The following is a 24791-nucleotide window of genomic DNA, read 5'->3' on the forward strand; positions in this document are numbered from 1 at the left end:
TTATGGACCCCTACGCAGCACTTCGCTATAAAGAATTCAATATATTTTTATTGGTGCGTTTTGCCATGGTTTTTGCATGGTCCATGCAATTTATTGTGATTGAATGGCAAGTATATTCCTTGACCAAAGACCCGCTTTCGCTAGGTATTATTGGATTGATGGAGGTGATTCCTGCGGTGAGTATGGCCCTTTTTGCCGGACATATTGTTGATCAACGGGAAAAGCGAAACCTTTTGATTACCTGTATTGCGGGGTTCTCCGTGATCAGTCTTGGGTTGTTCTTGCTGAGCTGGCCCGGGCTTGAAGAATCATGGGAGTCCAAAACCATACTTTATTCCATTTATGCTTTGGTGTTTTTAGGTGGTTTTGTACGTTCCTTTTTAGGGCCTACCATATTCTCATTGATTGCTTTGATCGTTCCCAAAAAGATATATCCGAATGCCGCTACGTGGAGCAGTTCCACTTGGCAATTGGCATCGGTTTTGGGTCCAGCGTTGGCAGGATTCTCCATTAGTTGGATTGGAGTCCATTGGAGTATGTGCGTTATTTTCGGTTTCTCTTTGTTCGCCCTGATTTTCCTGTTCCAGATTCCTAGAAAACCCATTATGAACCCAAAAATTGGTGAGCCCGTTTTTCAAAGTTTGAAGGATGGACTCAAATTTGTTTTTGGTAACAAGGCTATTTTTGGAGCCTTGACTTTGGATATGATTGCTGTGCTATTTGGTGGTGCCGTGGCACTTTTGCCCGTGTATGCCCAGGACATTTTACATGTGGGTTCCGAAGGTTTCGGGATTTTACGGGCGGCCCCTGCAGTTGGGGCTTCCATTACCATGTTGGGATCTACAAGATTTCCCTTGCATAAAAATGCGGGTAAAAAATTATTGATGGCAGTGTTCGCCTTCGGCGTATGTATTATCGTGTTTGGATTGTCGGAACTGTTCTGGCTATCCGTAATAGCCTTGTTCTTGAGTGGGGCGGTCGATGGGGTTTCCATGATCATACGCCAGACCATCTTGCAATTGAAAACACCGGATAATATGCGCGGAAGGGTAGCATCAGTGAACTCTATGTTTGTAGGATCGTCCAACGAATTAGGTGCTTTTGAAAGTGGATTGGCAGCCAAATTATTGGGAACGGTAACCGCAGTGGTTTTCGGTGGATGCATGACGCTATTGACAGCGGGTACAACGGCCATTGTTTCGCCGAGCTTCAGACGATTGGACCTTCAAAAAGACATTGATGAACATGAAAAGGAAGATTAATCCTCTAGTTTTTCCAAAATCAATTTTTCTCCATCAAAAACGGCATAGGTAAAATAGGAAATCCAATCTCCTAAATTGGTGTAAGTCGATTTTTCATTGAGTTTGATTTCCATGGGCAGGTGTCGGTGGCCAAAAATAAAATGGTCATAGTGCTGTTGCTCCAACTTGCGCTTGGCATATAAAATCAACCATTCTTTATCTTCTCCTAAAAATGTAGCATCAGCATCTCCGGAAATAACCTTGTTGTTCACGGACAAATGCTGTCCCAAACGTACTCCCAAATCGGGGTGCAACCATTTAAAAAGCCATTTGGCCACGGGATTGGTAAATACCTTTTTCATTCGTTTGAAGCCTTTGTCGTGTGGACCTAATCCATCACCATGACCGATAAAAAACGAAGTGTCGTTGATGAGATACTGCTGAGGTTTGTGGTACACGGGAATATTGAGCTCTTCCTCAAAATAACCGTTCATCCAAAGATCGTGATTGCCCACAAAATAGGTAATGGGAATGCCCATGTCCGATAGTTCGGCCAGCTTTCCAAGAGTTCGCGTAAAACCTTTGGGAACCACTGTTTTGTATTCGAACCAAAAGTCAAAAAGGTCTCCCATTAAAAAAATGGCAGCGGCATCGTCCTTTATGGAATCGAGCCAGGCCACAAATTTTTTCTCACGGGGCAAACTGTCCTTTCGGGTAGGTGCCCCGAGGTGGTTATCGCTCGCGAAATAGACTTTTTTGCCTTTAGGCAGGGCAATGTTCTTCATTTATTTTTTGTAACGTCGATTGCTTCGTATTCTGTTGACCACATATACCACGATTACGAAAAGGGCCAATATGGGGAAAATCAAATCATTCATTTGTAAACTTTTTTAATTCTTCTCTCGTTTTAAACCGTCATGCTGAACTTGATTCAGCATCTCACAACTTATTCTTTTTAATGAGACCCTGAAACTAGTTCAGGGTGACGCGTAATTTTAAAATTAGAGAGCATACAACTATTTTTTAAACTTTTCCAATGCTTTTTTAGTGTTCGGCGACAGTGCCAATCGTCCTGATGCTTCGGCACGTTCCAATAATAGGTCGTCCCAATGCCCGGTTCCTTCCCAAAGGACCTTTTTCATTTCAGCTAAAGCTTCGGGATTATAGGTCGCCAGTTTTTGCAGGTGAATGTCCAGTTCCTGGTCCATTTCGGAAATGGAATCGTACACCTTGGCGTAGAGGCCTTGTTCTTTGGCCCAATACGCGTTTTTCCATTCTGTGGGATATAAAGTGAGCTCGGCGAGAGCAGCTTTCCCCATTTTACGTTCCACTGCGGGAGCGATTACAAACGGCCCAATTCCTATGGAAATCTCGGATAGTTTGATGGCTGCCTGCTCGGTGGCATGAACATAATCGCAGGCTGAGGCCAATCCGACCCCGCCACCGACGGTCTTGCCTTGAACCCGACCAATGATTGGTTTGGGACATTTGCGCATGGCATTGATTACATTGGCGAAGCCGCTGAAAAACTGTTTGCCTTCTTCCAAATTGGAAACGGCAACCAATTCATCAAAAGAAGCTCCTGCACAAAAGGCTCTTTCCCCTTCGGATTTCAAAACAATTACCGAAACCTCATCGTTTGCTCCAAGTTTGTCAAATTCTGTTGCCAATCTTGCCAAAAGTTCGGACACAAAGGAGTTGCTTGCTGGATGACCGAATTCTATCGTGGCAATCCTGTTTTCTATGTGGGTGTATAAACTTCCGTTGGTTCTATCCGTTGTCATTCAAATTGATTATCAGATGTCTTTGAGCACTAAATTAAGGGTTTTGCACCAAGGGCCTGAACTTTCTTCTAAATTTCCAAACCAGGGAGAATCCACGAATCATCATCCAGACCACAAAGGCGATCCAAATGGCATAAAAGCCCAATCCTAAATACATGCCCAAATAAAGACAGGGAATAAACCCTAAAAAAGTTGCGGCCAGGAGCACATTACGCAGATATTTCATTTCGCCCATACCTTTGAAAATCCCATCAAAAATAAAGGCCAAAGTGTTCATGGGCAGTCCAAGAATCACAATATAAAATATGCTGTAAAAGGTGTTGAGTACTATTTCCTCATTTGAAAAGAGATGACCGATAGGCCGGTAAAAAATAAATCCAAAGCACATGAGGGCGAGACTCACCACCATACCATATTTAAAAATGGTCTTGGCCAATTTCCACAGACCATTATAATCAGCAGCTCCCAAAAGTTTACCTCCCATACTGTTACCCGCTGCGGCGTAGCCATCAATGAAAAATGCGGCGAACAACCAAAGGTTAACAGCAATGGTGTGGGCCCCTATAAAGCGGTCGCCCAATGTGGTGGCTTCACGCACGGCCAGCATCAAGGCGGCATTCAGGGCCAGGGTCCTCACAAAAAGGTTGAGACTCATAAAAATGAGTCGTTTGATTTCTTTGTTCAACGGAAAAGTCAATTTCATGCTGATGTCCGTCTTCTTCACCAATAAAATGAGCGCCAATATGGCCATGATGGCCTGGGCAATCAAACTGGCCCATGCAGCACCTTCCAAGTACAATGCGGGAATAAATCCGTCGATGCCATACACCAAAACAAAGTCCAATAGAATATTGAGACCTGCTCCCAGCATGGCGATTACCATAGGGTAGAAGGTATTTTGAAGTCCCCGAAAGATACCAAAGATGGCAAAGGTGAAAAGGGTTAGGGGGAATCCCCAAACCCGGATAGAATAATAGGAAACACAGTATTCCAGGATTTTACCCGATGCATTGAAGAGTGCAAAAATTTCCTCAATCACAAAAATGGTGGTGAGGAGCACCACAAGACTCAAAAGTATGTTGAGGAAAATGGCCTGTGCGGGCATATTTTTCACTTCGTCCAGTCTTCCTGCACCCAAATATTGCGATATAATGGCGGAAATGGAGCTACGTGTTTGGCCAAGCACCCAAATGAGCATGGACAAAAAAGAACCCACTATTCCTGCTGCCGCCAAAGATTCCAATCCGTCGACAGGAATATTCCCCACAATGGCCGTGTCGGTTATAGAAAGGATGGGCTCGGCAATGCCCGATATGGTTGCGGGAATCGCCAATTGGTTGATGCTCTTAAAATTTACCTGTGTGCTCAAATCTGGCGCAAGTTACAGCACTAATTCATAACAATGAAAAGGATGCTCGCTTTGTTTGGGAAAGAAGATGTCACCGAGTTTTTGATATCCTCTTTGTTCGTAAAAACGCTGGTTTCTTTTATTCTGCGAAAAAGTGTCCAACCGAACAGATACAAATCCTTTTTCCCGGGAAAAATTTTCCGCAAAATCCATCATTTCCTGTGCCAGTCCCTTGCCTTGAAGTTCGGGATCAACAGATAGGCGGTGAATGTAAGTGCTGTTTCCGTTTGGGGTAAGCCATTGGATAGGCTTGTACTCTTCGTCCATCAATGTGGATATAACAATAGTGCCCTGAACGGTGTCTTTTTCTTCGATTACAAAAAGCTCGTTACGCTCAATGTCCTGGATGAATGCTTCTTTGGAAGGATAGTGTTCGTTCCATTGAAAAATTCCTTTTTCTTGCATTTTTTTGGCACAGGCTTGGGTTATGGTCAAGATATCGGGGATTTCAGATATCTTTGCGCGTCTTATCATTGATTCGTTTCAATTTAATTGTAAATTTAAGGTTTAATCGTAATCACCAAACCATGAACAATATACTTGTACCCATTGGGACTTCTCCAGATTCTTCTAAAACATTGCAATACGCCGTGGACTTTGCCTCTAATTTTGGGGCGCAGATCTATGTAATGGATGTATTTAATGTAACTACGGCCGTAGGAAGCTTGGCCAATGTAGAAGAAAAGGTGGCCAAGAGCAGCAAGGAACACTTAAAAGAGGTTGTTGAACAAGTTGACACCAAGGGTGTTGAAATAAAAATGGCCACTTACAATGGTGATATTATTGATGGGTTGAACAGCATTAATAAGGAACTTGGGATAGATTTGATCATTATCGCCCCTAAGAGCAACGAGATTCAGGAGGAACTATACTTGGGCAATACATCGGGAAGAATTATTAAACAGACCGAAATTCCAACACTAATTGTTCCCAAGGGAACAGAATTTAAGCCAGCGAAAAAAATATTGACTGCTTTTGGCTCAGGAATTTTAAAGCGCAGCAGCATTTTGAATCCTTTGATCATCATAAAAAACAAGTTTAGGTCGGAAGTAAGCCTATTGTTGGTAAAAAGGCCTGGGTATACTGAGGATGATCTAAAAGTGAATACGGCTTTGATGGATTTAAGCTCACAATTGACCATTACTGAGAACGGAACCACGTATTTAGGGGTAACGGAATACTTTCAAAAGGAACATCCAGATATGTTATGCGTGTTCCGCAGAAAGAGAGGCTTCTTTAAAAAGCTATGGGAAAAGAACACGATTCAGAAGTCGGAGTTCTTCGTTAAGATACCGGTATTGGTACTCAGCGTTAAAAAAGATTAAGGAAGCAGCGCAATTTTTGATACTTTCGGAAAAAAGTATTTCCTTTGCGCTCTCTTTGGGGGATTAGCTCAGTTGGCTAGAGCGCTTGCCTGGCAGGCAAGAGGCCACCGGTTCGAATCCGGTATTCTCCACAAAAAATGTAAAAGCACCTCTTAATTGAGGTGCTTTTTTTATGGAGTATTTTGTCTACATTATTTATAGTGAATCTTTGGACCGTTATTACGTGGGCCACAGTCAAGATTTGGACGACAGGATGAGTCGGCACAAAGGTAGGCGGTCCAAATACACCAAAAATGCTGATGATTGGAAGGTAAAGTATACTGAGAGCTTTTCAACAAGAAGCAAAGCCATGACCAGGGAAAGGGAAATCAAGAAAAAGAAAAGTAGGAGGTATATTGAGTTTCTAATTTCTGAAAGGAAAGGCTAGAGCGTTCCGAATGCATTCGGAAAGGCCACCGGTTCGAATCCGGTATTCTCCACCAAAAATGTAAAAGCACCTCAATTAACAGGTGCTTTTTTTTGTGATGCTTATTTGCTTATTCTTTTCCTTTACCAATAAACAGTTTCGAAATCTGCTTATAATTGGTTAGCATAATTAAACCAATCAAGACATTTAGTCCAGAAATAATCCACCAATTATAGTCCAGTTGTTGATCTAGCATTGCCCCGTCAATCTCATCAAGGCCGTATGGGGAAACTTGTTTTTTAAAGGCTAAATAACAGAAATTTAGAAATTGGGCAATGTTGTCCACAATCATTAAAAGCCCCAGAATAATTAAACCAAGATTGAAAAGTCCTTTAGCATTCAGGTCTTTGGTTTCTATATGTTCACTATCAAACCCTTTTTCCAATCTAAAAAGTTTTATCAGTCTGTCTGTTTGAAATAGTAATAGATACGCTATTAGGACGGTTACCAATAAAGAGACCAAGCTTATAACAAGGCTAGCGGAATTAAACCCCCATGAAACTGAAAAGCTTGGGATGAACTGAAAGAGCATATCAATAAAACAATACACGCCAAAAATTTTGATGATTACTCGGAAAAGGTCGGTTTTGGTCATATTTCAGATTTATTTATAGGATAAGTTGTTTAGATGGCACATGTCCAATTTAGCTAAAAATCTTCCCAAACTTCTCAGGAAGCTCATCCGTAAGGTGAATGATTTCGTTGGTAAACGGATGTGTAAACTCTAAGGAATAGGCATGTAGGTACAACCCTTTTCCTTTTAAAAATAAGCCCTCCATGGCGTAATCTTTATCGCCCAGTATAGGATGCCCCAAAAGGAACAGATGCTTTCGCAATTGATGTCTTCTGCCCGTTTTGGGACTTAATTCCACAAGGTTCAATGTCCCAAAACGTTCTGAAGGAACGGATTGCATTACTTTGTAATCGGAACGTGACGGTTTGCCATCTATTTCTGAGGTTATGGTTCCTCTTGGTTCCATATTTCCAATGGTAACTGCATAATAGGTTTTGCTAACTAGTTTGTCTTCAAATAGTTTGTTTAAAGCGCGAATACTATTGTGGGTTTTGCCCACCAAAAGAATTCCTGTGGTGGCATAATCCAAGCGGTGGACGGGTTGTGGTATAGCAACATCAGAAAGTTTGCTCGGTTCAAGGTTTTGTGGCAAAGCGTTGGCGATGGTCTTGAACTTGTTGCCGCTCACCTCAATCCCTGCAGGCTTATGGATGGCGGCCAAATATTCATCTTCAAACAACACCTTGAGGGGAAATATGAGTTGTTTTTTAGGTGTAGGATCTTCTGGAATGGTCAAAATAATATGTTCGCAACCAGAAATGATGGTGGCCGTGGTAGCAATAATTCCATTTACAGAAATGTACTTTTTTTTGAGGGCTTTTTTAAGGGCTGATTTGGTAGGAACAGCATTAAAAACGCCAACGCCATATTCTTGTAATCGCTTAGGAGTTATGTTTGCTGGGACGATATGGGTTTCGTTGTGGATAATCAAAGTTTTATTTTACTGCTAGATATTTTAAAAAGCCATATTGCTAAAATCATTGTACTGGAATAAATAGATAAAACGGTTTTTATTTTCCAGACTTTAATCTTTGATTTTAGAAATCTTAATATTAACCAGAAAATCATGATGGCTGGAAAAGAGAAAAGCAAACCAAAAAGAATCATCAAAAAAATCAAAGCGACTAAATCATTAGAGAATAAATTATTTTCAAAAAGTAGGATACAAACCAAAGGAGAGCAAAAAATGGAAAAGATCCATACGAAAAATGTGTATTTCATTTTTGATTACATTAAGGGTAATCCCTAGCAGGATAAATTTACCACATTTTCCAAGCAAGGCATATGGTAAAGTATAAGTCTGTATACAAACATTAACCATCCTTTAGGATTGAATTTTTGTATTTGACACCTGCTTTTTTGAACTTTACTTCAAAACAAAATCAACATGAAATTAGAAGGAAAAGTAGCATACATCACAGGAGGAACCAAGGGTATCGGATATGGTATTGCCAAAAGCTTGTTAGAGCAGGGTATGAAGGTGGCCATTAGCGGGCGCAGTCAGGAAAGTGCCGATGCAGCAGTTAAAGGTTTAAATAATCCAGATAACGTATTGGGATTGGTATCCGATGTGTCCAAATTGGAAGACGAGAAAAAGGCAGTAGCCACCATTCTGGACAAATGGGGACATTTGGATGTGGTTATGGCGAATGCAGGAGTTGGTCATTTTGCCCCAATCGATGAATTGGAAGATGAAAAATGGCATCAAATGATCGATACGAACCTGAACGGGGTGTATCACACACTAAAAGCATCAGTGGATGCCCTTAAAAAATCGGAAGGGTATTACATGACCTTGGCCAGTTTGGCAGGCACCAATTTCTTTGCAACGGCAGCAGGTTACAATGCCACTAAGTTTGGTGTGGTTGGATTCACGCAGGCCGCAATGTTGGACTTGAGAAAGTACAATATAAAGGTAACCACTATTATGCCAGGTTCTGTTGCCAGTCATTTTAATGACCACGAACCATCGGATAAAGATGCTTGGAAGATACAACCTGAGGACATTGGAAAGCTTGTTGTGGATTTATTGACGATGCACCCACGTACCCTGCCCAGTAAAATTGAAGTGCGTCCTACACGTCCCGATTTAAAATAATCAATCTACTTTTTCAGTAAGGGGAACTGCTACATTGCAGATTTCACTTATCAATTGGAACAGATAATTTTCAAAGGTTGCAAGGGTATCCGAATGTATTCGGGTATCCTTGTCCTCTGAAAATGGGAACAGGCCTTTACCTAAATGCTTAAATGAAATGATTCCCGCCTGTAGGTCGCTAACTCCATGTTTTTTGGAGTACAGATAAGCGTAGCACAGCAATTGAAAAGCTTTGCTCTTATCGTAATCAGAAGTGAGGGCTTCCCAATCCGTTATTTTCACGTTTTTGGCCTCAACCTTACCTGTTTTGTAGTCAATGATGCGTACGGTACCATCAAATAGGTCCACACGATCTAAAGTACCTTTGAGTTTGATAGGAAATTCTAACCCAGGCACGGTAATCAATTCTTCGTAGCGTTCCTCGAGCGCCAATATTTTTATTTCGTGACGCTTAAGCTGTTTGATTTCATCGTCCAAAAAGTTATGCAGGTATTTTAGGATCACGTTGTACACCAACAGAAACTTTCCTTTGGAAATATCAACCCCGGATAGGTTCTTGGTAAAATGTTGTTGAACCACTTCTGGCACCTCTTTTTTAAGGGTTTTAATGTGTTCTTGGGTTAGGATCTGGTCGATTAACGGGGTGTAAAGTTGCTCCAAACTATCATGAATGATGGTCCCGAAGGTATTGGCCGCAATATTTTCCTCTACTTCCTCCAAATCATTGATCTTAAGAATATTTCTCGTGTAAAAATCAATAGGATTTTTAATGTAGTTGGTCAGTGATGTCGGCGAGAATCCATTTTGTGCAAATGCCCATAGATCTTCCATAAACTGTGAATCCTTTTCAATTTGGAGTAGTGGTTTTGAATCAATGGAAATGTTGGGCGTTGCAATGGTATGCGTAATCTGTGGTTTTAAGTTTTTATCCGTCAATAATTGGGTGATCAAACGACTCTTTTCTCCACCTTCCAGTACATCGGGTTCTGTGTTGTAGGTAATGTAAATGTTCTTTGCTCGTTGAATCAATCTGTAAAAGTGATAGACGTAGATGGCATCTTTTTCTTTGTAAGTAGGTAGCCCATAGTCTCGTTTTACATCAAAAGGGATAAAGGAGTTGTTGGATTTTCCGGACGGAAGAATGCCTTCGTTTACTGAGGTAATGATAACGGTCTCAAAATCCAGGTTTCTACTTTCCAGCATCCCCATGATTTGAAATCCAGTCAATGGCTGACCAATAAAATCCAAAGTTTCCATATTGGCCAATTGTTTGAATAAATTTTTGATGGATTTGAGCTCGCCCATAAAATCTACCTTGTCTAAATACTGCTTCAATTGATTGAAAAGCGCATAAAACCGATATAAATATTCCAATTCGAGCGCGTTTTTTTCTTCCTGATAGATTGTTTTTAAATGATCGATCAAAAATAGGCAGTTGCTGATCCACCCTGTTGCCGATAAGGTCTTGTTCGGAAAAATGATGGACAATAATTCGTTGGCTTCGGGATATTTTTGGAGCCTCTCTGTATCGATGTACAGTATATTGCCCTCTTTAATATCTGTGGATAAACGCTGCGCAAAGTTTCCTTGGTTTTCGGAGGATAGCTTAATAGTATAAGGATTGGCGATAAATTCCAAAACCCGTTTAAAAAACCAACCGCGATCTGAAACATGGAGATGTAGTTCCAAGAAGTTCACAAAAAAAGAATACAGTACTGTTTTGTTCAAGGGCATTCCCATAGTGATATTCACTTCTGGGATAGTACTTGGAACAGCATTGAGCATTGGGTTGAGCAAAGTTTCGTCTGCCAAAACCAATGCTGTTTTACTAAGGTCGATTTCTTCCTTCTCACCCATCTCTTGCAATAGTTGGCCCACATATTTAGTTTGTGATATGCTTTTGGGAACTCCTGTAATTGTGATATTCTTGTTTTGAAGAAAGTTGTCCTGTGGCTCTATGGTGTGTCCATGTTTATAATAAGGCCAATTATATTGATAATCCCTTATAAACAAGCCGGCATCATGTATGGGGTCTTTCAAAAAATAGGAGTCGATATCCCAATAGATGTGTGCATTCCCTTGTTCCAGATAATGCTGGATAATGGAGGATTCGGCAGCGTTCAATGCATTAAAGCCAATAAAAACGATGGGTTCGGTACTGGTTTTTTGTTTTGCTCCAGATTGAATCGCTTTTACGGCCTCACGTTGAATCAATCCTTGATAACCTCTTTTTTGTTGCAGTAAAGCAGCATAGAAATTGTTGTATATAATTTCCAGATTCTTCCATAGCTGTAAATAATTCTCGACCAGCTCCGATTTTTCTTTGCTGGCGGACCAGTGGTTGATTTCCTTGATGGCGGATAGATAATTTAGAATATCTTCTGCAGGGATGAGGTAACCATCAATTTCGTTGAAGTCCTGCAACAATGTCTGTCCCCAATTGATGAAGGAAGCAAAATCATCGGAATCTTCAATTTGGGATTCTTTATAGACCTTAAAAAGGAGCAGTAACAAATCAATGTTGGAAGCTAAATTGAGATCGGAAAGCTCTCCGATAAACTCCTGTATGGAAACAACTTCCGGACTGAATATGTTTTTCTCCAGCCTATTGGCAATATGTTTTTTTAAGAAGGTTCCCGATCTTTTACTGGGGAGCACAAAAGTACATTTGGAAATGTCCAATTCTTTGTTGTGGAGATCATCCAGTACATATGCTAGGAAGGTATTATGCATGGATTAAAAATAAAAAAGGCCCCGCATTTGCGGAGCCTTTTTCTAGAAAACTTTGTTTCTAATTATTTTACCAAGTTGATTTCAACTCTTCTGTTCTGTGCTCTACCAGCTCTTGTGTTGTTAGTGGCGATTGGCTTAGCCTCACCGTAACCGATAGCAGTCAACCTGTCAGAAGCGATACCTTTGTCGATCAAGAAATCTCTAACAGAGTTAGCTCTTTTCTCAGAAAGCTCTTGGTTCAATTTTTCGCTACCTACGCTGTCAGTGTGACCTTCTACAGTAAACTTAGCGTTAGGATACTCGTTCAAGATTTGGATGATGTCAACCATTACAGAAGTAGATTCTGCTTTGATAGAAGACTTACCAGTGTCGAACAAGATAGTTCTAGCGTAATCGTTCAATTGTTTCTGAACTTCTTCAGTTACTTCAGGACAACCGTTGTTTGCAACAGTACCAGCGATTTCTGGACATTGATCGTCTTTGTCAAGTACACCGTCACCATCAGTATCAGGCCATGGGCATCCTTTGTTCTCAGCAGGACCTGCTTCGTTTGGACACTCATCGTCTTTATCGGCAATACCATCACCGTCTGCATCAGGACAACCAGCTAGAGCAGGAAGACCTGGAGTGCTTGGACATGCATCATCTTTATCAGCAACACCGTCACCGTCAGAATCAGGACATCCGTTCATTTCTTTAGAACCAGCTACGTTAGGACAAGCGTCTTTAGCATCTTCGATACCGTCACCGTCAGAATCAGGACATCCGTTGAAAGCTTCAAGACCAGCTACTTCTGGACAAGCATCGTCTTTGTCGTAGATACCGTCACCATCTGTATCAGTTCCACCAAATTTGATGCTGATACCAGCAGAATGTTGGAAGTGAGAGATCAAGTAATCTTCGAAAGCGTGCTTGTATTGAGTTTGTACAGTGAAACCAAGGTTGTCGGAAAACCAGAAGTTAAGACCAACACCACCATTTACAGTACCAGCTCCGATTTCATCAACCCAAGTATAACCACCACCTACTTCTACGAAAGGATCTACAGTAGTGTTTTTAAGGATGTTGTACTTAATAGTACCATCGATAGCATAGTGAGAAAGATCGTCAACTTCGAAATCACCGATTTTCTCGATTCTGTTCAAAGATCCTCTTGCACCTACAGAGAAACCATCACCAATGTATTTGGAAACGGATACGTAAGATACAGAAGGCAAAATGTTCCAGTGATCGGAAACATTAAAATACTCATCGAACAAAGTTGTGCTAGAGTAAGGATTGTCACTATCGTTAGTAGGATAAGCGTCTATTGCATTCACCCCAATGCTAACTTGCCAGGGATTATTTTCGTCTTGCGCTTGTATGCTGTTGATCCCTACAAATACAAGAGCAACAACCAATAATTTGCTAAGATGTTTCATGCTCAAAATTTTAAGTTTAAGTGTTTATCAGCAGCAAATGTAAGTTGTTAAGACTTATTAACAAAATCTAAATTTCTTTTTTTTTGACTCATTTGCCAGAAGAATTGCTGCATTTCATCGAATTTAGATGACCTTTAACGACTTTCCTACCTTTATAAAGGCATTGATCGCTTTGTCCAAGTGTTCTTTTTCATGGGCAGCTGATAGCTGTACACGAATCCTTGCTTTGTCCTTGGGAACTACGGGGTAAAAGAATCCGATAACATAGATTCCCTCTTCCAACAGCATATCTGCCATGTTTTGAGAGAGCTTTGCATCGTATAGCATTACTGGAACAATCGCGGAATCACCATCGATTATATCAAAGCCTGCCTCTTTCATTCCTTTTTTAAAGTACTCTGTATTCCTTTGGAGCTTATCCCTTAAAGAGGTGTCGGTATCCAACATATCAAACACCTTTATCGAAGCACCTACAATGGCAGGGGCAAGGGAATTGGAGAACAGATAGGGCCTGGATCGCTGACGAAGTATTTCAATGATCTCTTTTTTGCCCGTGGTATATCCGCCCATGGCACCTCCCAAGGCTTTACCCAATGTACCTGTTATTATATCGATTCGGTCCATAACCCCCTTTTCCTCCAAGGTACCTCGACCTGTTTCGCCAATAAAACCTGCTGCATGGCACTCGTCTATCATAACCATGGCATCGTATTTATCGGCTAGGTCACAAATTTTGTCCAAAGGAGCTACAAGGCCGTCCATGGAGAAAACGCCATCCGTGACTATGATCTTAAAACGTGCTCCATCGGCAATACTTTGTTTCAAGTTTTCTTCGAGATCGGTCATATCATTATTGGCATACCTGTAACGCTTGGCCTTGCACAAACGAACCCCATCTATAATGGAAGCATGGTTCAAGGAATCCGATATAATGGCATCCTCTGCGGTAAGCAAGGGTTCAAAGACCCCTCCGTTGGCATCAAAAGCGGCGGCATATAATATGGTATCCTCCGTTCCATAGAAATCTGCGATTTTCTGTTCCAGTTCTTTATGGATATCCTGGGTCCCACATATAAATCTAACCGAGGACATTCCAAAGCCATGGGTATCCATGGTGTCTTTGGCAGCTTGGATTACATCAGGGTGGGAAGAAAGCCCCAAGTAATTGTTTGCACAAAAATTGATGACTTCCTCTCCCGTAGAGATCTTTATAACGGCCCCTTGTGGCGAGGTAATGATCCGTTCTTTTTTAAATAGGCCTGCTTCTTCAATATCTTGCAACTCTTTGGCCAAATGTTCTTTTATTTTTCCGTACATAATCTTAATTAGCTTTATACAAAAATAGGGTCTATTTCTTGGTCAATATAAACAATAATGGATTGTTTGATTTTAAAATCCATATCTCTCAAAATATCTGCGTAATTGGCAATCTGTTCCTTGTGCTTTGGCGACGGTTTCCCAGTTTTGTAATCTATGATGGTGGCCTCGTTTCCGGAGATCACAATTCTATCTGGACGAAGGGAACGACCATCCGTTGTCAAGATCTCCCTTTCATTTAAAACCTCAAGGTCGTCCATGTACAGGTCTTTTAGTTTGGGATGGTTCACCACGGCCATTATTTTTTGTTTGATGTCGCCTGCCGCTGCTTGTGGAAAATGGCCTTCGATTTCCAAGCGTTCCAAAATTGCATCAACATCGGTCACCGTTTCAACCTCGCTAAGTGCATAATGGATCACATTTCCCATTTCAATGGCCTCCATGCGCTCATCGTCCCACAAACGACCTGACTTTGTTGATATCTTAAAACCGGTATCATCTTTAGGTCGGGTAACATAACGGATATGATTTTCGAAAGACTCCAAGGGAACTACCGCTGATTCTTTTGATGGAAATGTTCCGATAGCATAAACACCACTTTCATTTTCAGAAATCCCTTTTTGTTGCACGTACCATTGGAAAAGGTCGGAGTAGGATGTGGCGTTTTCAATTGAAGCTACATCTTTCTTGGGAGTTTCTGAAAGTACAAAGAGCCCTTTTACGGGACGGGTAAGTGCTACGTAGAGTACGTTCATGGAATCCAACAAGGTTTTTTGTTCTTCGGCCATATATTTCTGTTGGGCCACCTCGTTGTATTCCATCATATCCTTATTGTTATTGATCAAAAACTCGTGTAGCCCCAACGTCTCATCACTGGTAGTGGCGGGCACCCAAGTTTTCTTTTTCTTTCGCTTGTCGTCCAAAATGGCATTGGCAAAAGGGAAGATCACAAAGGGGAACTCCAGTCCCTTTGCTTTGTGAATGGTCATAATTTTTACTGCATCCACACCATCGGGAGCAGCAATGGAAAGGGACTCTTTTTTTACTTCCCAATAATTAAGGAAGGCATACACACTGGGTCCTTCCCTTTTTTCAAAATCGAGCACTTCGTCCATTAAGAATGATATATGTGCTACAGAACCTTCGTACAGTTCAAATTGTACTATTGCGGTTTCCAGTATGGTCAATACCGGTTCACTTTTTAAATCTTTTATGATGAAGTTGTATTCAGAGGCCAAGAATGATTCAATATCCACTAAGTGTTTACTGATGAAGTGGTGCTTGCCTTTTTCGTTAGGGCATAGATACATTAATATATGGTATGCCGCTTCACGGTCTTTTGCGTTCTCGAAGATTCGGAGCATCGACACCAAAAAAATGACCTTTTCATTTTTTGCAAGCAAAAGAGCATCCGAAGAAATGATGGGGATGTTCTGCTGTGCCAAAAAATCCGCCAGCAGCATTCCTTTTTTGTTATCGCGCACCAACACGCAGATATCGGAATAGGGATGATTTTTCGAAACTATGTGCTGGATGGACTTTAAGGTTTCTTCGCAATAGACCTCATCTTTGTCCGCTACATCAGCATCCAGAAAGGATATTTGAACAAAGCCTCCGGGCTTGTTGTTTGTTTTTTGATGGGAATCGTTTAAAAAAAGATCTCGATAATCCTGATTGCCGAGCACGGGTGCAGTTTCCGTGAAAAAACCATTGTTAAAGTTGACGATTTCATCAGAACTCCGCCAGTTGGTGTCCAGCGAATAGGTATTCTGCTCCACGGCAAATGGGTGAGACCTTCCATTGATCAGGTTAAGGAATTGTTCGGCACGCCCCCCCCGCCAACGATAAATGGCCTGCTTTACGTCCCCAACCAAAAACAGGGAGCCGCGTTCGTGCCTTTCGTCCTCGCTTTCCAGGGCATTACCAATAAGGGGGACCAAGTTTTCCCATTGCATTTTGGAGGTATCCTGGAACTCATCAATAAAATAATGACGGTATTTTTCGCCCATCCGTTCGTAAATAAAAGGTACAGGTTGATTTTTGATTTCTTTGGACAGAATCGCGTTCAGTGAGGAAATGGGAATAATGTCCCTGTCCAGTTCAATGTTTTTGATCTCTTTGGCGATTTCGTTCAAGACTGTCATCGGCACTATGTTGCCATATATATTTTGGAGATAGCTGTGCCGATACACTAATTGTTTTATGGAGAGATAGTTTTCCAAAATGGTCATGGCCAGTTGTGTCACATCCCGTTTGTCGCTCGCTTTGAGCAACTTTCCTTCTGCTAGATTTGGCTCTAAGGTTTTACTGGTATAAAGATTCTTTGGGCTGAACTCCCCATCGATCATTTTTTTAAAATGATTTGGCAAGGTTTTTCTGGGAAAATCGGTGAACTCAAACCCTTGAACTTGTATTTCCTGAAGCACAGTTTGAGCCTTTTGCACGACTGTTTCTTCAATTGCCTTGCTTTCTGATGCTATCCGCTTTTGGATGTCCTGAAAATCTCCGATGGACTTATCACGCAAGGGAGTTATATGCGCTGAATGATTTTCTTGGAACAGTAATGTGCCAATTTCGATCAGGTCGTATGTGATGTTCCAACTTTTAGCCTCATCGATTTTTTCAAGGGAAAAGGCGATAAGGACCTCGGTAAGCTTTTCATCATTGCCTGCTCTTTCCAGTAATCGTCCCACCGCTTCTTCCAACAAAAGATCCAGATTTAGTTCCACTTCAAAATTTTGGGAGAGGTGAAGATCGCGGGCAAAAGTTTTTATGATTTTATGATTGAACTTGTCAATCGTTGAAATTTCAAAAAAGGAATAGTTGTGAAGTATCCGCTTTAACATAAGTTGTGAGCGCTCCCGCAATTGTGCTTCGGTGAGGGAGAGTTCATCACAAAGTGATCGGAACAGATCTTTCTGCTTTTCAGGAACCTTATCTTGGCCAAAGGCGAACAAGTTGTCCAATATCCTGGTCTTCATTTCATCAACCGCCTTATTGGTAAATGTGATGGCCAAAATCTGACGGAATTTTATCGTAGAACTATGGGAGAGCAGTAGGGTAAGGTAGGCTTTGGCAAGGGCATAGGTCTTGCCAGAACCTGCAGATGCACTATATATTTTAAAATTAGACCCTTCCAAGGATGTTTTTCCTGCAAAATAAGGATTCCTTGCCTGATGTTAACATGGTTTTAGCGGAATATAAATGTTAAAATCCGTATTTTTACACAAATCGATTAATAACCTAAAAAAAGAAAAAATATGGCTTTTGAATTACCTAAATTACCGTATGCGTACGATGCATTGGAACCTCATATAGATGCTAGGACCATGGAAATACACCATACCAAGCACCACAACGGCTACACAACAAAATTGAACGGAGCCATTGAAGGAACTGATTTGGAAGGAAAGTCCATCGACGAAATTCTTTCCGGTCTGGATATGTCCAACGCTGCCGTTAGAAACAATGGTGGAGGATTCTTTAACCACTGCCTGTTTTGGGAAGTAATGTCTCCAAACGGTGGAGGAACTCCTTCCGGTGAGTTGGCTACTGCTATTGATGATGCTTTTGGATCTTTTGATGCGTTCAAGGAAAAATTCGCTTCAGCTGCGGCGACGCAGTTCGGTTCCGGATGGGCCTGGTTGTGTGTTCACAAAGGTGGAAAAGTTGACATTTGTTCAACTCCGAACCAAGATAACCCGATTATGCCGGGAGTTGGTTGTGGTGGATATCCAATTTTGGGCTTGGATGTATGGGAACATGCATACTATTTGAATTACCAAAACAAGCGCCCGGATTACATTTCTGCATTCTTTAATGTGATCAATTGGGACAAAGTTTCCGAAAATTACGCTGCTAGTAAATAAAAACTAGTTGGCCAAAACATATGAAAGCCGTGCACACTGTGCACGGCTTTTTTGTTTTTGTTTTTTCTAAAATAGAAAAGGGCGAGGAAGCCCTCACCCTTTTCGTCCCAAATCTTACCATAAACTTAACCTACTTATGCTATGGCGAGACTAAAATACTGGTATTGTGTAAAATAACAAAGGGTTTTAAAAAATATTTTGCGTTTTAAAAGAAAATGAAAACGTGCAGTTCATCGATAAAATGGATAAAACCTTGGTAGTCAAACATAAAGAAGCCGGAGCATGCTCCGGCTTCTTTCCCCAAATCTTACCATGAACTTAACCTACTTATGCTATGGTTCTCCAAATGTAAGGCAAGCTGGTTTTTGAAAAACAAGTTTTCGGATGAAAGCCCCCAAAATTGGTTGAAGTGTTTAAATGGTCCAATGAATTGATAAATGTCAAGAAATCCTTGCTCTGCGGTCTTTTCGAGAAAAGTGTGGAAAATAAAAAAGGTGGAATAGCTTCCACCTTTTTTGCCCCAAATCTTACCATGAACTTAACCTACTTATGCTATGGCAGATACTAAAGTAGGATTGCGGGTTACTGTTTGTATAAAAACCCGCTGTTCTGCTAGTTTCATCGATAAAGTGCACATATTGCGCCCTTTTTCTATATGGTTGATTAATAAGCTCTTTCGTTCTTGCCCTCAAAAAAGTTGACAAATGCCTTGTTCACCACTCTGTTGCCACCTGGTGTGGGATAGTTTCCGGTAAAATACCAGTCGCCCAAATTTTTAGGGCAAGCACTGTGCAGCCCTTCAATGGATTGGTAAATAATTTCAACTTCCGCTTTTATTCCTTCCGGGCTCAATATCTCACCTATCTTCTTGGAAATTTGTTTCGCGGAGAATGGAGCATAGAATTCCTTCACATAGTTAACGGCATCCCTGTTGGCTGGATCTGTTTGAGTCCGGCACTTTTCATAGATTTCCTTGATCAAATGGGTGGTCCCGTGATCTTCATGAAGTGCTAGGGCGGCCTTGAACGCAACAAAGTCCTCAAGTTTGGCCATATCGATACCGTAACAATCGGGGTATCGTATTTGCGGTGCAGAGGAAACCACCACTATCTTTTTAGGTGATAATCGGTCCAAGATCTTAAGGATACTTCGTTTCAAGGTGGTGCCGCGTACAATACTGTCATCAATGATTACCAAGTTATCGGTGGGTTTTACCGAACCGTACGAAATATCATAAACGTGTGTTACTAAATCATCACGGCTGCTATCCTGGGTAATAAAGGTTCTTAGTTTTGCATCCTTGATGGCCACTTTTTCTATCCTTGGGCGAATATTCAATATTTTATGAAGCTCTTCTGCCTTCATATTGGGTCCAAGGGCCAAAATTTGTTCCTCCTTTTTCTTGTTGAGGTAATTCTGGGCCTCTTTCACCATTCCAAAGAACGATGTTTCCGCAGTGTTTGGAATGTAAGAGAAAACAGTATTCTCCAAATCGTTGTCAATCGATTTTAATATTTCAGGGAATACCAGTTTCCCCAATTTTTTTCGTTCCTGATAAATTTCCTTGTCACTGCCTCGAGAGAAATAAATACGCTCAAAAGAACAGGCTTTGCGTTCTGTAGGCTCCAGTATTTTTTTCAAGGCCATGGAACCGCTCTTTTTAATGATTACGGCATGTCCAGGGTCCAACTCGTGAACATCATCAAAATTCACATTGAAAACTGTTTGGATCACGGGTCGTTCGGATGCTACAACCACCACTTCATCATCCTGGTAATAGTATGCGGGTCGAATTCCTGCAGGGTCTCGCATTACAAAGGCATCTCCGTGTCCGATAAGTCCGCTCATGGCATAGCCGCCATCCCAGTTTTTGGAGGCTTTTCTCAAAATCTTGGCGACGTTCAAACGTTCGGCGATCAAAGCGGAGGCTTCCCTTTTGGTATACCCTTCTTTTTTGATCTGTTTGTAGAGCTTGGCAACGGCATCATCCAAAAAGTGACCGATTTTTTCCATCACCGTTACTGTGTCCGCTTTTTCTTTGGGGTGCTGTCCCAGTTCTACCAAGTTGCTGAAGAGTTCATCAACATTGGTCATGTTAAAGTTACCGGCAACAATCAGGTTACGGTGCATCCAGTTGTTCTGTCTTAAAAATGGGTGAACGCTCTCGATACTGTTTTTTCCAAATGTTCCGTAGCGAACGTGTCCCATCAAAAGTTCTCCGATATAAGGGATGTTCTTTTTTTGCCAGTCCACATCGTCCTCGTGTTCCGGATGTTCGGTTAAGGCCGTATTGATGCGGTTGTTGATCTGGGCAAAAATATCTTGGATGGGCTGCTGTTGGGCAGACCGTACACGGCTCATGTAACGCTCACCGGGCTGCATATCCATTTTAATACTGGCAAAACCAGCACCATCCTGTCCACGATTATGCTGTTTCTCCATCATCAGGTACATCTTGTTTACACCGTAAAAAGCGGTACCGTACTTTTCTTTGTAGTACTCCAGGGGTTTAAGCAAACGGATCAACGATATTCCGCATTCGTGCTTAATGGGATCACTCATAACAAACCAAATAAAAAAGCCCCGAAAATCTCAGGGCAAACATTTATGTTAATTCAATATTGAACTGCGTCAATTCTTTAAACTGTACCAAGCGGGACTCGACCTCGCTCTTTTTTAAATCCACCATCCGCTCGGTTCCGAAACGTTCCACACAGAACGAAGCTAAATTAGATCCGTGTATAATGGCGTTTTTCATGCTTTCAAAAGAAATGTTACCGGTTTCCGTTAAATATCCTGCAAAGCCTCCGGCAAAGGTATCCCCTGCACCGGTAGGGTCAAAAACTTCCTCCAACGGAAGGGCCGGGGCAAAGAATATATTGTCCTTATGGAACAAAAGGGCACCGTGCTCCCCTTTTTTGATCACGACATATTTAGGTCCCATTTCCTGAATTTTGGCCGCAGCCTTTACCAGTGAATATTCGCTGGTCATTTGCCTGGCCTCTTCATCGTTAATGGTAATGACATCGATTTTGGAAATCACCGCCATCAATTCATCCCACGTATTGTCCATCCAAAAATTCATGGTATCCAAAACTATAAGTTTTGGTCGTTTTTCCATCTGATTAATTACACTCAGTTGAATATTGGGGTGGAGGTTGCCGAGCATAACAATATCGGCATTTGTATAATCGTTGGGTACAACAGGATTGAAATCGGCCAAGGTATTCAGTTCGGTGGCCAATGTATCCCTGGAATTGAGATCGTTATGGTACTTTCCTTCCCAAAAGAAGGTTTTTCCTCCTACAACGACTTCGACACCGGAAAGATCAATATCCTTGTTTTGTAGAATATCCATATAAGATTGTGGAAAATCATCTCCCACTACGGATACAATTGCAGAGTCTATTTTAAATTGTGAAGCTGCCAAACCAATAAAGGTGCCGGCGCCCCCCAATATTTTTCCAGTTTTCCCGAACGGTGTTTCAATGGCATCGAAAGCCATGGTTCCCACGATCAGTAATTTGCCCATTCCCTAATTTTTGCTGCAAATATACGGCATGGATGTTCCAATTATCAAAAAATGGGTGCTTTGTTCGTGAAACGGATTATTTTCTCCCAAAATCGGCAGGAATTTCACCCCAGGCTTTGGTCTCCCACTTTACAATAGGTGTGTTGAACCTATTCTTTTTTAGCCATTCCTCAGCTCGGGCTATAAGTTCAAAAAGTTGCGCATTTTTTGCGGTCTTGTTCAATTTGGTGCCACACTTTTTCTTCCGCACCCACCCAATGGCGATTCTGGAATCGGAATACAGGATACGGTCACTCTTATGTTGTTTTAAAAAGGCCAATCCATGGACCAATGCCAGAAACTCGCCCACATTGCTGGTCCCCTGCTCAAAAGGGCCTTGATGGAAAAGTACTTTTTTACTCTTGGTATCCACTCCGCGGTATTCCATTTTTCCAGGGTTGCCGCTGGATGCTGCATCCACTGCAATGGAATTATAATTGGGGTCCCCGATTTTAAGTCGTTCTTCCGGAGTCAGCTCACTCTTGCCTTTTGATTTTCCCTTAAAATCCAAATAATTGCCATTGTAAGCTTTTTTCGCTTCCTCAAAAGTGGCGAAGGATTTGTATTGTGCCCCTTTTACACCATCAATTTGAGCTTTGCAATCTGCCCATGTCTCGAATATTCCTGGGTGTTTTCCCTTCCAAACCACATAAAACTTTTTTTTCTTGGCCATTAGGAGAGTAGTTTTTCTATCACTTTCGGAAAGTGTTCATATTCCAGTTGATGTACTTTCTCGGCAATGGAATTTGCGTCGTCCGAAGGAATAACTTTGGTTTTAGCTTGAAAAATGATGGCACCTTCATCATAATTTTCGTTTACATAATGTATGGTAATGCCCGTTTCGGTCTCGTTGTTTTCCTTAACAGCTTGGTGCACTCTTTCCCCATACATGCCCTTTCCACCATATTTTGGCAGTAAGGCAGGGTGAATGTTGATGATTTTATCGGGAAACGATTGGATCAGGTTGGAAGGGATTTTCCATAAAAAGCCCGCGAGTACGATTAAATCTGTCTGTATTCCTTCAAGAAACTGAACCACGGTGTCGGAATCTTTAAAAGCAATTTTATTGAAATAAAAAGCGGGCACTCCCAAACGATCGCATCGTTCCAAAACTTTGGCGGAACTCTTATTGGTCAACACTGCTGCCACTTCCACTTGTGGTTTCTCGCGAAAAAATGAAATAATATTTTCTGCATTCGAACCACTGCCCGATGCGAAGATTACAATTCGTTTCATTCGTTAGGAATTGATGTGATTTTGGACTAAATTACGTCGGCTAAAGTAATGTACAGCATTTTAAGATGTTTTATTTAAAGCACATTTTATCGACAAATAGTGTATTTAATCCAAAGTTTTATATTTTTGCCAACGATTTAAATTTTTAAAACCACAATAATTATGTCAGACATTGCATCAAGAGTAAAGGCTATCATCGTTGATAAACTGGGTGTAGATGAGAATGAAGTTGTAGCGGAAGCTAGCTTTACCAACGACTTAGGAGCGGATTCCTTGGACACTGTTGAACTTATCATGGAGTTTGAGAAAGAATTTGATATCCAAATACCAGATGACCAAGCAGAGAATATTGCCACTGTTGGTCAGGCCATTAGCTACATCGAAGAAGCTAAGTAATTAAATGATATATCGCTAAAGATTTTAAATTATCCATGTGGTGGTTATCACATGGATAATTTTTTTTATAATTTAGGTCTAAAGGGTAAAAAAATAGTTCAATGCAGTTAAAGCGAGTTGTGGTTACCGGAATGGGAGCGTTGACCCCCATAGGTAACAATTTAGAAGCTTATTGGGAAGGACTAAGAACCGGTAAGAGCGGTTCTGCCCCCATAACTTATTTCGATACCGAAAAATTCAAGACTAAGTTTGCTTGCGAGCTCAAAGGGTACGACCCATCCGATTATTTTGATCGGAAAGAAGCAAGAAAGCTGGACAGGTTTGCCCAGTACGCCCTGGTTTCTTCAGATGAAGCCATTGCGGACTCCGGGATTGACTTGGACGTTGTGGACAAGTTTAGGGTCGGTGTTGTATGGGGAGCAGGAATAGGTGGGCTGGAAACTTTCCAAAACGAGGTGATCAACTATGCCAATGGCGATGGTACTCCACGTTTTAATCCATTCTTTATTCCTAAAATGATAGCTGATATAGCACCAGGAAATATCTCCATTAAACATGGATTCATGGGGCCTAACTATACTACGGTCTCTGCCTGTGCCTCTTCCGCCAATGCCATGATCGATGCACTCAATTATATTCGATTGGGACATTGTGATGTTATTGTAACCGGAGGAAGTGAAGCAGCAGTGACCATTGCAGGTATGGGAGGTTTCAATGCCATGCATGCACTTTCAACCAGAAACGAAAGCCCAGAAACTGCTTCCAGGCCATTCGACGCCACACGCGACGGATTTGTCTTGGGAGAAGGGGGTGGAGCACTAATTCTGGAGGAATACGAACATGCCAAAGCTAGGGGAGCAAAAATATACGCCGAAGTATTGGGCGGAGGTCTTTCCAGTGATGCTTACCATATGACTGCACCACACCCAGAAGGAATAGGAGTGGTTAAAGTAATGGAAAACTGTTTGCAAAATGCCGGACTTAAGCCGGAAGATGTTGATGCAATCAATACGCACGGAACCTCCACACCACTCGGTGATGTAGCTGAGCTCAAAGCTATTTCCAAAGTATTTGGAGACCATGCCAAGGACATCAACATCAACTCTACCAAGTCCATGACCGGTCACTTGTTGGGAGCTGCGGGAGCCATTGAAGCCATCGCATCCATTTTGGCCATGGAACATAATTTGGTTCCACCGACCATTAACCACAGCGTTGTGGACGAACAGATTGATCCTTCACTGAACCTAACCCTTAACAAGGCGCAAGAACGCGATGTTAAGGTTGCCATGAGCAACACATTTGGTTTTGGAGGACATAACGCGTGTGTATTATTCAAAAAATTAGGGTAG

The 24791-nt window shown here is 41.6% G+C and carries 22 protein-coding genes and 1 tRNA gene; 9 read left to right on the forward strand and 14 right to left on the reverse strand.

What is annotated here, in order from left to right:
- Positions 1 to 2: 2 nt before the first annotated feature.
- The gene (locus PY091_RS07390) at positions 3 to 1262 is read left to right on the forward strand and encodes an MFS transporter (RefSeq protein ID WP_275649069.1); all 1260 of its coding nucleotides are present in this window, start codon (positions 3 to 5) and stop codon (positions 1260 to 1262) included.
- Here the strand turns inward: PY091_RS07390 and PY091_RS07395 are convergent.
- From PY091_RS07395 to PY091_RS07410, 4 genes are all read right to left on the reverse strand, one after another.
- Positions 1259 to 2026: a UDP-2,3-diacylglucosamine diphosphatase gene (locus PY091_RS07395; RefSeq protein ID WP_275649070.1), complete on the reverse strand. Its 768-nt coding sequence runs from the start codon at positions 2024 to 2026 to the stop codon at positions 1259 to 1261. The two genes, PY091_RS07390 and PY091_RS07395, sit on opposite strands and share 4 nt — an antisense overlap.
- A 231-nt stretch (positions 2027 to 2257) precedes the next feature.
- Positions 2258 to 3025 carry an enoyl-CoA hydratase/isomerase family protein gene (locus tag PY091_RS07400; protein ID WP_275649071.1) on the reverse strand — a complete coding sequence of 256 codons (768 nt, stop codon included), beginning with the start codon at positions 3023 to 3025 and terminating at the stop codon, positions 2258 to 2260.
- A gap of 34 nt (positions 3026 to 3059) precedes the next feature.
- Positions 3060 to 4394 (reverse strand): MATE family efflux transporter, encoded by a 1335-nt coding sequence (locus PY091_RS07405; protein WP_275649072.1) that lies wholly within the window; start codon positions 4392 to 4394, stop codon positions 3060 to 3062.
- Positions 4395 to 4406: 12 nt separating this feature from the next.
- Positions 4407 to 4907 carry a GNAT family N-acetyltransferase gene (locus PY091_RS07410; protein ID WP_275649073.1) on the reverse strand — a complete coding sequence of 167 codons (501 nt, stop codon included), beginning with the start codon at positions 4905 to 4907 and terminating at the stop codon, positions 4407 to 4409.
- Positions 4908 to 4960: 53 nt separating this feature from the next.
- Between PY091_RS07410 and PY091_RS07415 the strand changes: the two genes are divergently transcribed.
- The 3 genes from PY091_RS07415 to PY091_RS07425 all read left to right on the forward strand — a co-directional run bounded on the left by PY091_RS07415 (position 4961) and on the right by PY091_RS07425 (position 6185).
- Positions 4961 to 5758 carry a universal stress protein gene (locus PY091_RS07415; RefSeq protein ID WP_275649074.1) on the forward strand — a complete coding sequence of 266 codons (798 nt, stop codon included), beginning with the start codon at positions 4961 to 4963 and terminating at the stop codon, positions 5756 to 5758.
- Positions 5759 to 5815: 57 nt separating this feature from the next.
- A tRNA-Ala gene (locus PY091_RS07420) sits at positions 5816 to 5889 on the forward strand.
- Positions 5890 to 5930: 41 nt separating this feature from the next.
- Positions 5931 to 6185: a GIY-YIG nuclease family protein gene (locus PY091_RS07425; protein ID WP_275649075.1), complete on the forward strand. Its 255-nt coding sequence runs from the start codon at positions 5931 to 5933 to the stop codon at positions 6183 to 6185.
- 109 nt (positions 6186 to 6294) lie between these two features.
- Here the strand turns inward: PY091_RS07425 and PY091_RS07430 are convergent, their stop codons facing one another.
- A complete protein-coding gene (locus PY091_RS07430) occupies positions 6295 to 6609 on the reverse strand; it encodes a hypothetical protein (protein ID WP_275649076.1) in 315 nt (104 codons plus the stop codon).
- 259 nt (positions 6610 to 6868) lie between these two features.
- A complete protein-coding gene (locus PY091_RS07435; protein WP_275649436.1) occupies positions 6869 to 7726 on the reverse strand; it encodes an RluA family pseudouridine synthase in 858 nt (285 codons plus the stop codon).
- 138 nt (positions 7727 to 7864) lie between these two features.
- On the opposite strand from PY091_RS07435, the gene PY091_RS07440 reads away from it, so the two are divergent.
- On the forward strand, positions 7865 to 8047 hold the full coding sequence (locus tag PY091_RS07440; RefSeq protein ID WP_275649077.1) for a hypothetical protein: 183 nt from the start codon (positions 7865 to 7867) through the stop codon (positions 8045 to 8047).
- Positions 8048 to 8185: 138 nt separating this feature from the next.
- Positions 8186 to 8896 carry an SDR family oxidoreductase gene (locus PY091_RS07445; protein WP_275649078.1) on the forward strand — a complete coding sequence of 237 codons (711 nt, stop codon included), beginning with the start codon at positions 8186 to 8188 and terminating at the stop codon, positions 8894 to 8896.
- On the opposite strand, the gene PY091_RS07450 is transcribed toward PY091_RS07445, so the two are convergent.
- The 4 genes from PY091_RS07450 to PY091_RS07465 form a co-directional block, all read right to left on the reverse strand.
- Positions 8897 to 11629, reverse strand: a complete 2733-nt coding sequence (locus PY091_RS07450; protein WP_275649079.1) for a PD-(D/E)XK nuclease family protein — start codon at positions 11627 to 11629, stop codon at positions 8897 to 8899.
- 62 nt (positions 11630 to 11691) lie between these two features.
- Positions 11692 to 13050: an OmpA family protein gene (locus PY091_RS07455; protein WP_275649080.1), complete on the reverse strand. Its 1359-nt coding sequence runs from the start codon at positions 13048 to 13050 to the stop codon at positions 11692 to 11694.
- Between the two features lie 123 nt (positions 13051 to 13173).
- Positions 13174 to 14367 (reverse strand): glycine C-acetyltransferase, encoded by a 1194-nt coding sequence (gene kbl, locus PY091_RS07460; RefSeq protein WP_275649081.1) that lies wholly within the window; start codon positions 14365 to 14367, stop codon positions 13174 to 13176.
- Between the two features lie 14 nt (positions 14368 to 14381).
- Positions 14382 to 17507 carry a UvrD-helicase domain-containing protein gene (locus PY091_RS07465; protein WP_275649082.1) on the reverse strand — a complete coding sequence of 1042 codons (3126 nt, stop codon included), beginning with the start codon at positions 17505 to 17507 and terminating at the stop codon, positions 14382 to 14384.
- Positions 17508 to 17627: 120 nt separating this feature from the next.
- Between PY091_RS07465 and PY091_RS07470 the strand changes: the two genes are divergently transcribed.
- The gene (locus PY091_RS07470) at positions 17628 to 18236 is read left to right on the forward strand and encodes a superoxide dismutase (protein WP_275649083.1); all 609 of its coding nucleotides are present in this window, start codon (positions 17628 to 17630) and stop codon (positions 18234 to 18236) included.
- Between the two features lie 663 nt (positions 18237 to 18899).
- Here PY091_RS07470 and PY091_RS07475 read toward each other — a convergent pair.
- The 4 genes from PY091_RS07475 to purN form a co-directional block, all read right to left on the reverse strand.
- Positions 18900 to 20798 (reverse strand): amidophosphoribosyltransferase, encoded by a 1899-nt coding sequence (locus PY091_RS07475; RefSeq protein WP_275649084.1) that lies wholly within the window; start codon positions 20796 to 20798, stop codon positions 18900 to 18902.
- Positions 20799 to 20841: 43 nt separating this feature from the next.
- Entirely contained in the window at positions 20842 to 21768 is a 927-nt protein-coding gene (locus tag PY091_RS07480) for a PfkB family carbohydrate kinase (protein WP_275649085.1), read from the reverse strand.
- A 76-nt stretch (positions 21769 to 21844) separates the two neighbouring features.
- A complete protein-coding gene (locus tag PY091_RS07485) occupies positions 21845 to 22480 on the reverse strand; it encodes a ribonuclease H family protein (RefSeq protein WP_275649086.1) in 636 nt (211 codons plus the stop codon).
- A complete protein-coding gene (gene purN, locus PY091_RS07490) occupies positions 22480 to 23043 on the reverse strand; it encodes a phosphoribosylglycinamide formyltransferase (RefSeq protein ID WP_275649087.1) in 564 nt (187 codons plus the stop codon). The genes PY091_RS07485 and purN overlap by 1 nt, the downstream gene beginning before the upstream one ends.
- A gap of 162 nt (positions 23044 to 23205) precedes the next feature.
- Between purN and PY091_RS07495 the strand changes: the two genes are divergently transcribed.
- A complete protein-coding gene (locus PY091_RS07495; RefSeq protein ID WP_009778413.1) occupies positions 23206 to 23439 on the forward strand; it encodes an acyl carrier protein in 234 nt (77 codons plus the stop codon).
- Positions 23440 to 23540: 101 nt separating this feature from the next.
- Positions 23541 to 24791, forward strand: a complete 1251-nt coding sequence (gene fabF, locus PY091_RS07500; RefSeq protein ID WP_275649088.1) for a beta-ketoacyl-ACP synthase II — start codon at positions 23541 to 23543, stop codon at positions 24789 to 24791.

This window comes from Flagellimonas okinawensis (assembly GCF_029194005.1).
GTDB classification, from domain to species: domain Bacteria; phylum Bacteroidota; class Bacteroidia; order Flavobacteriales; family Flavobacteriaceae; genus Flagellimonas; species Flagellimonas okinawensis.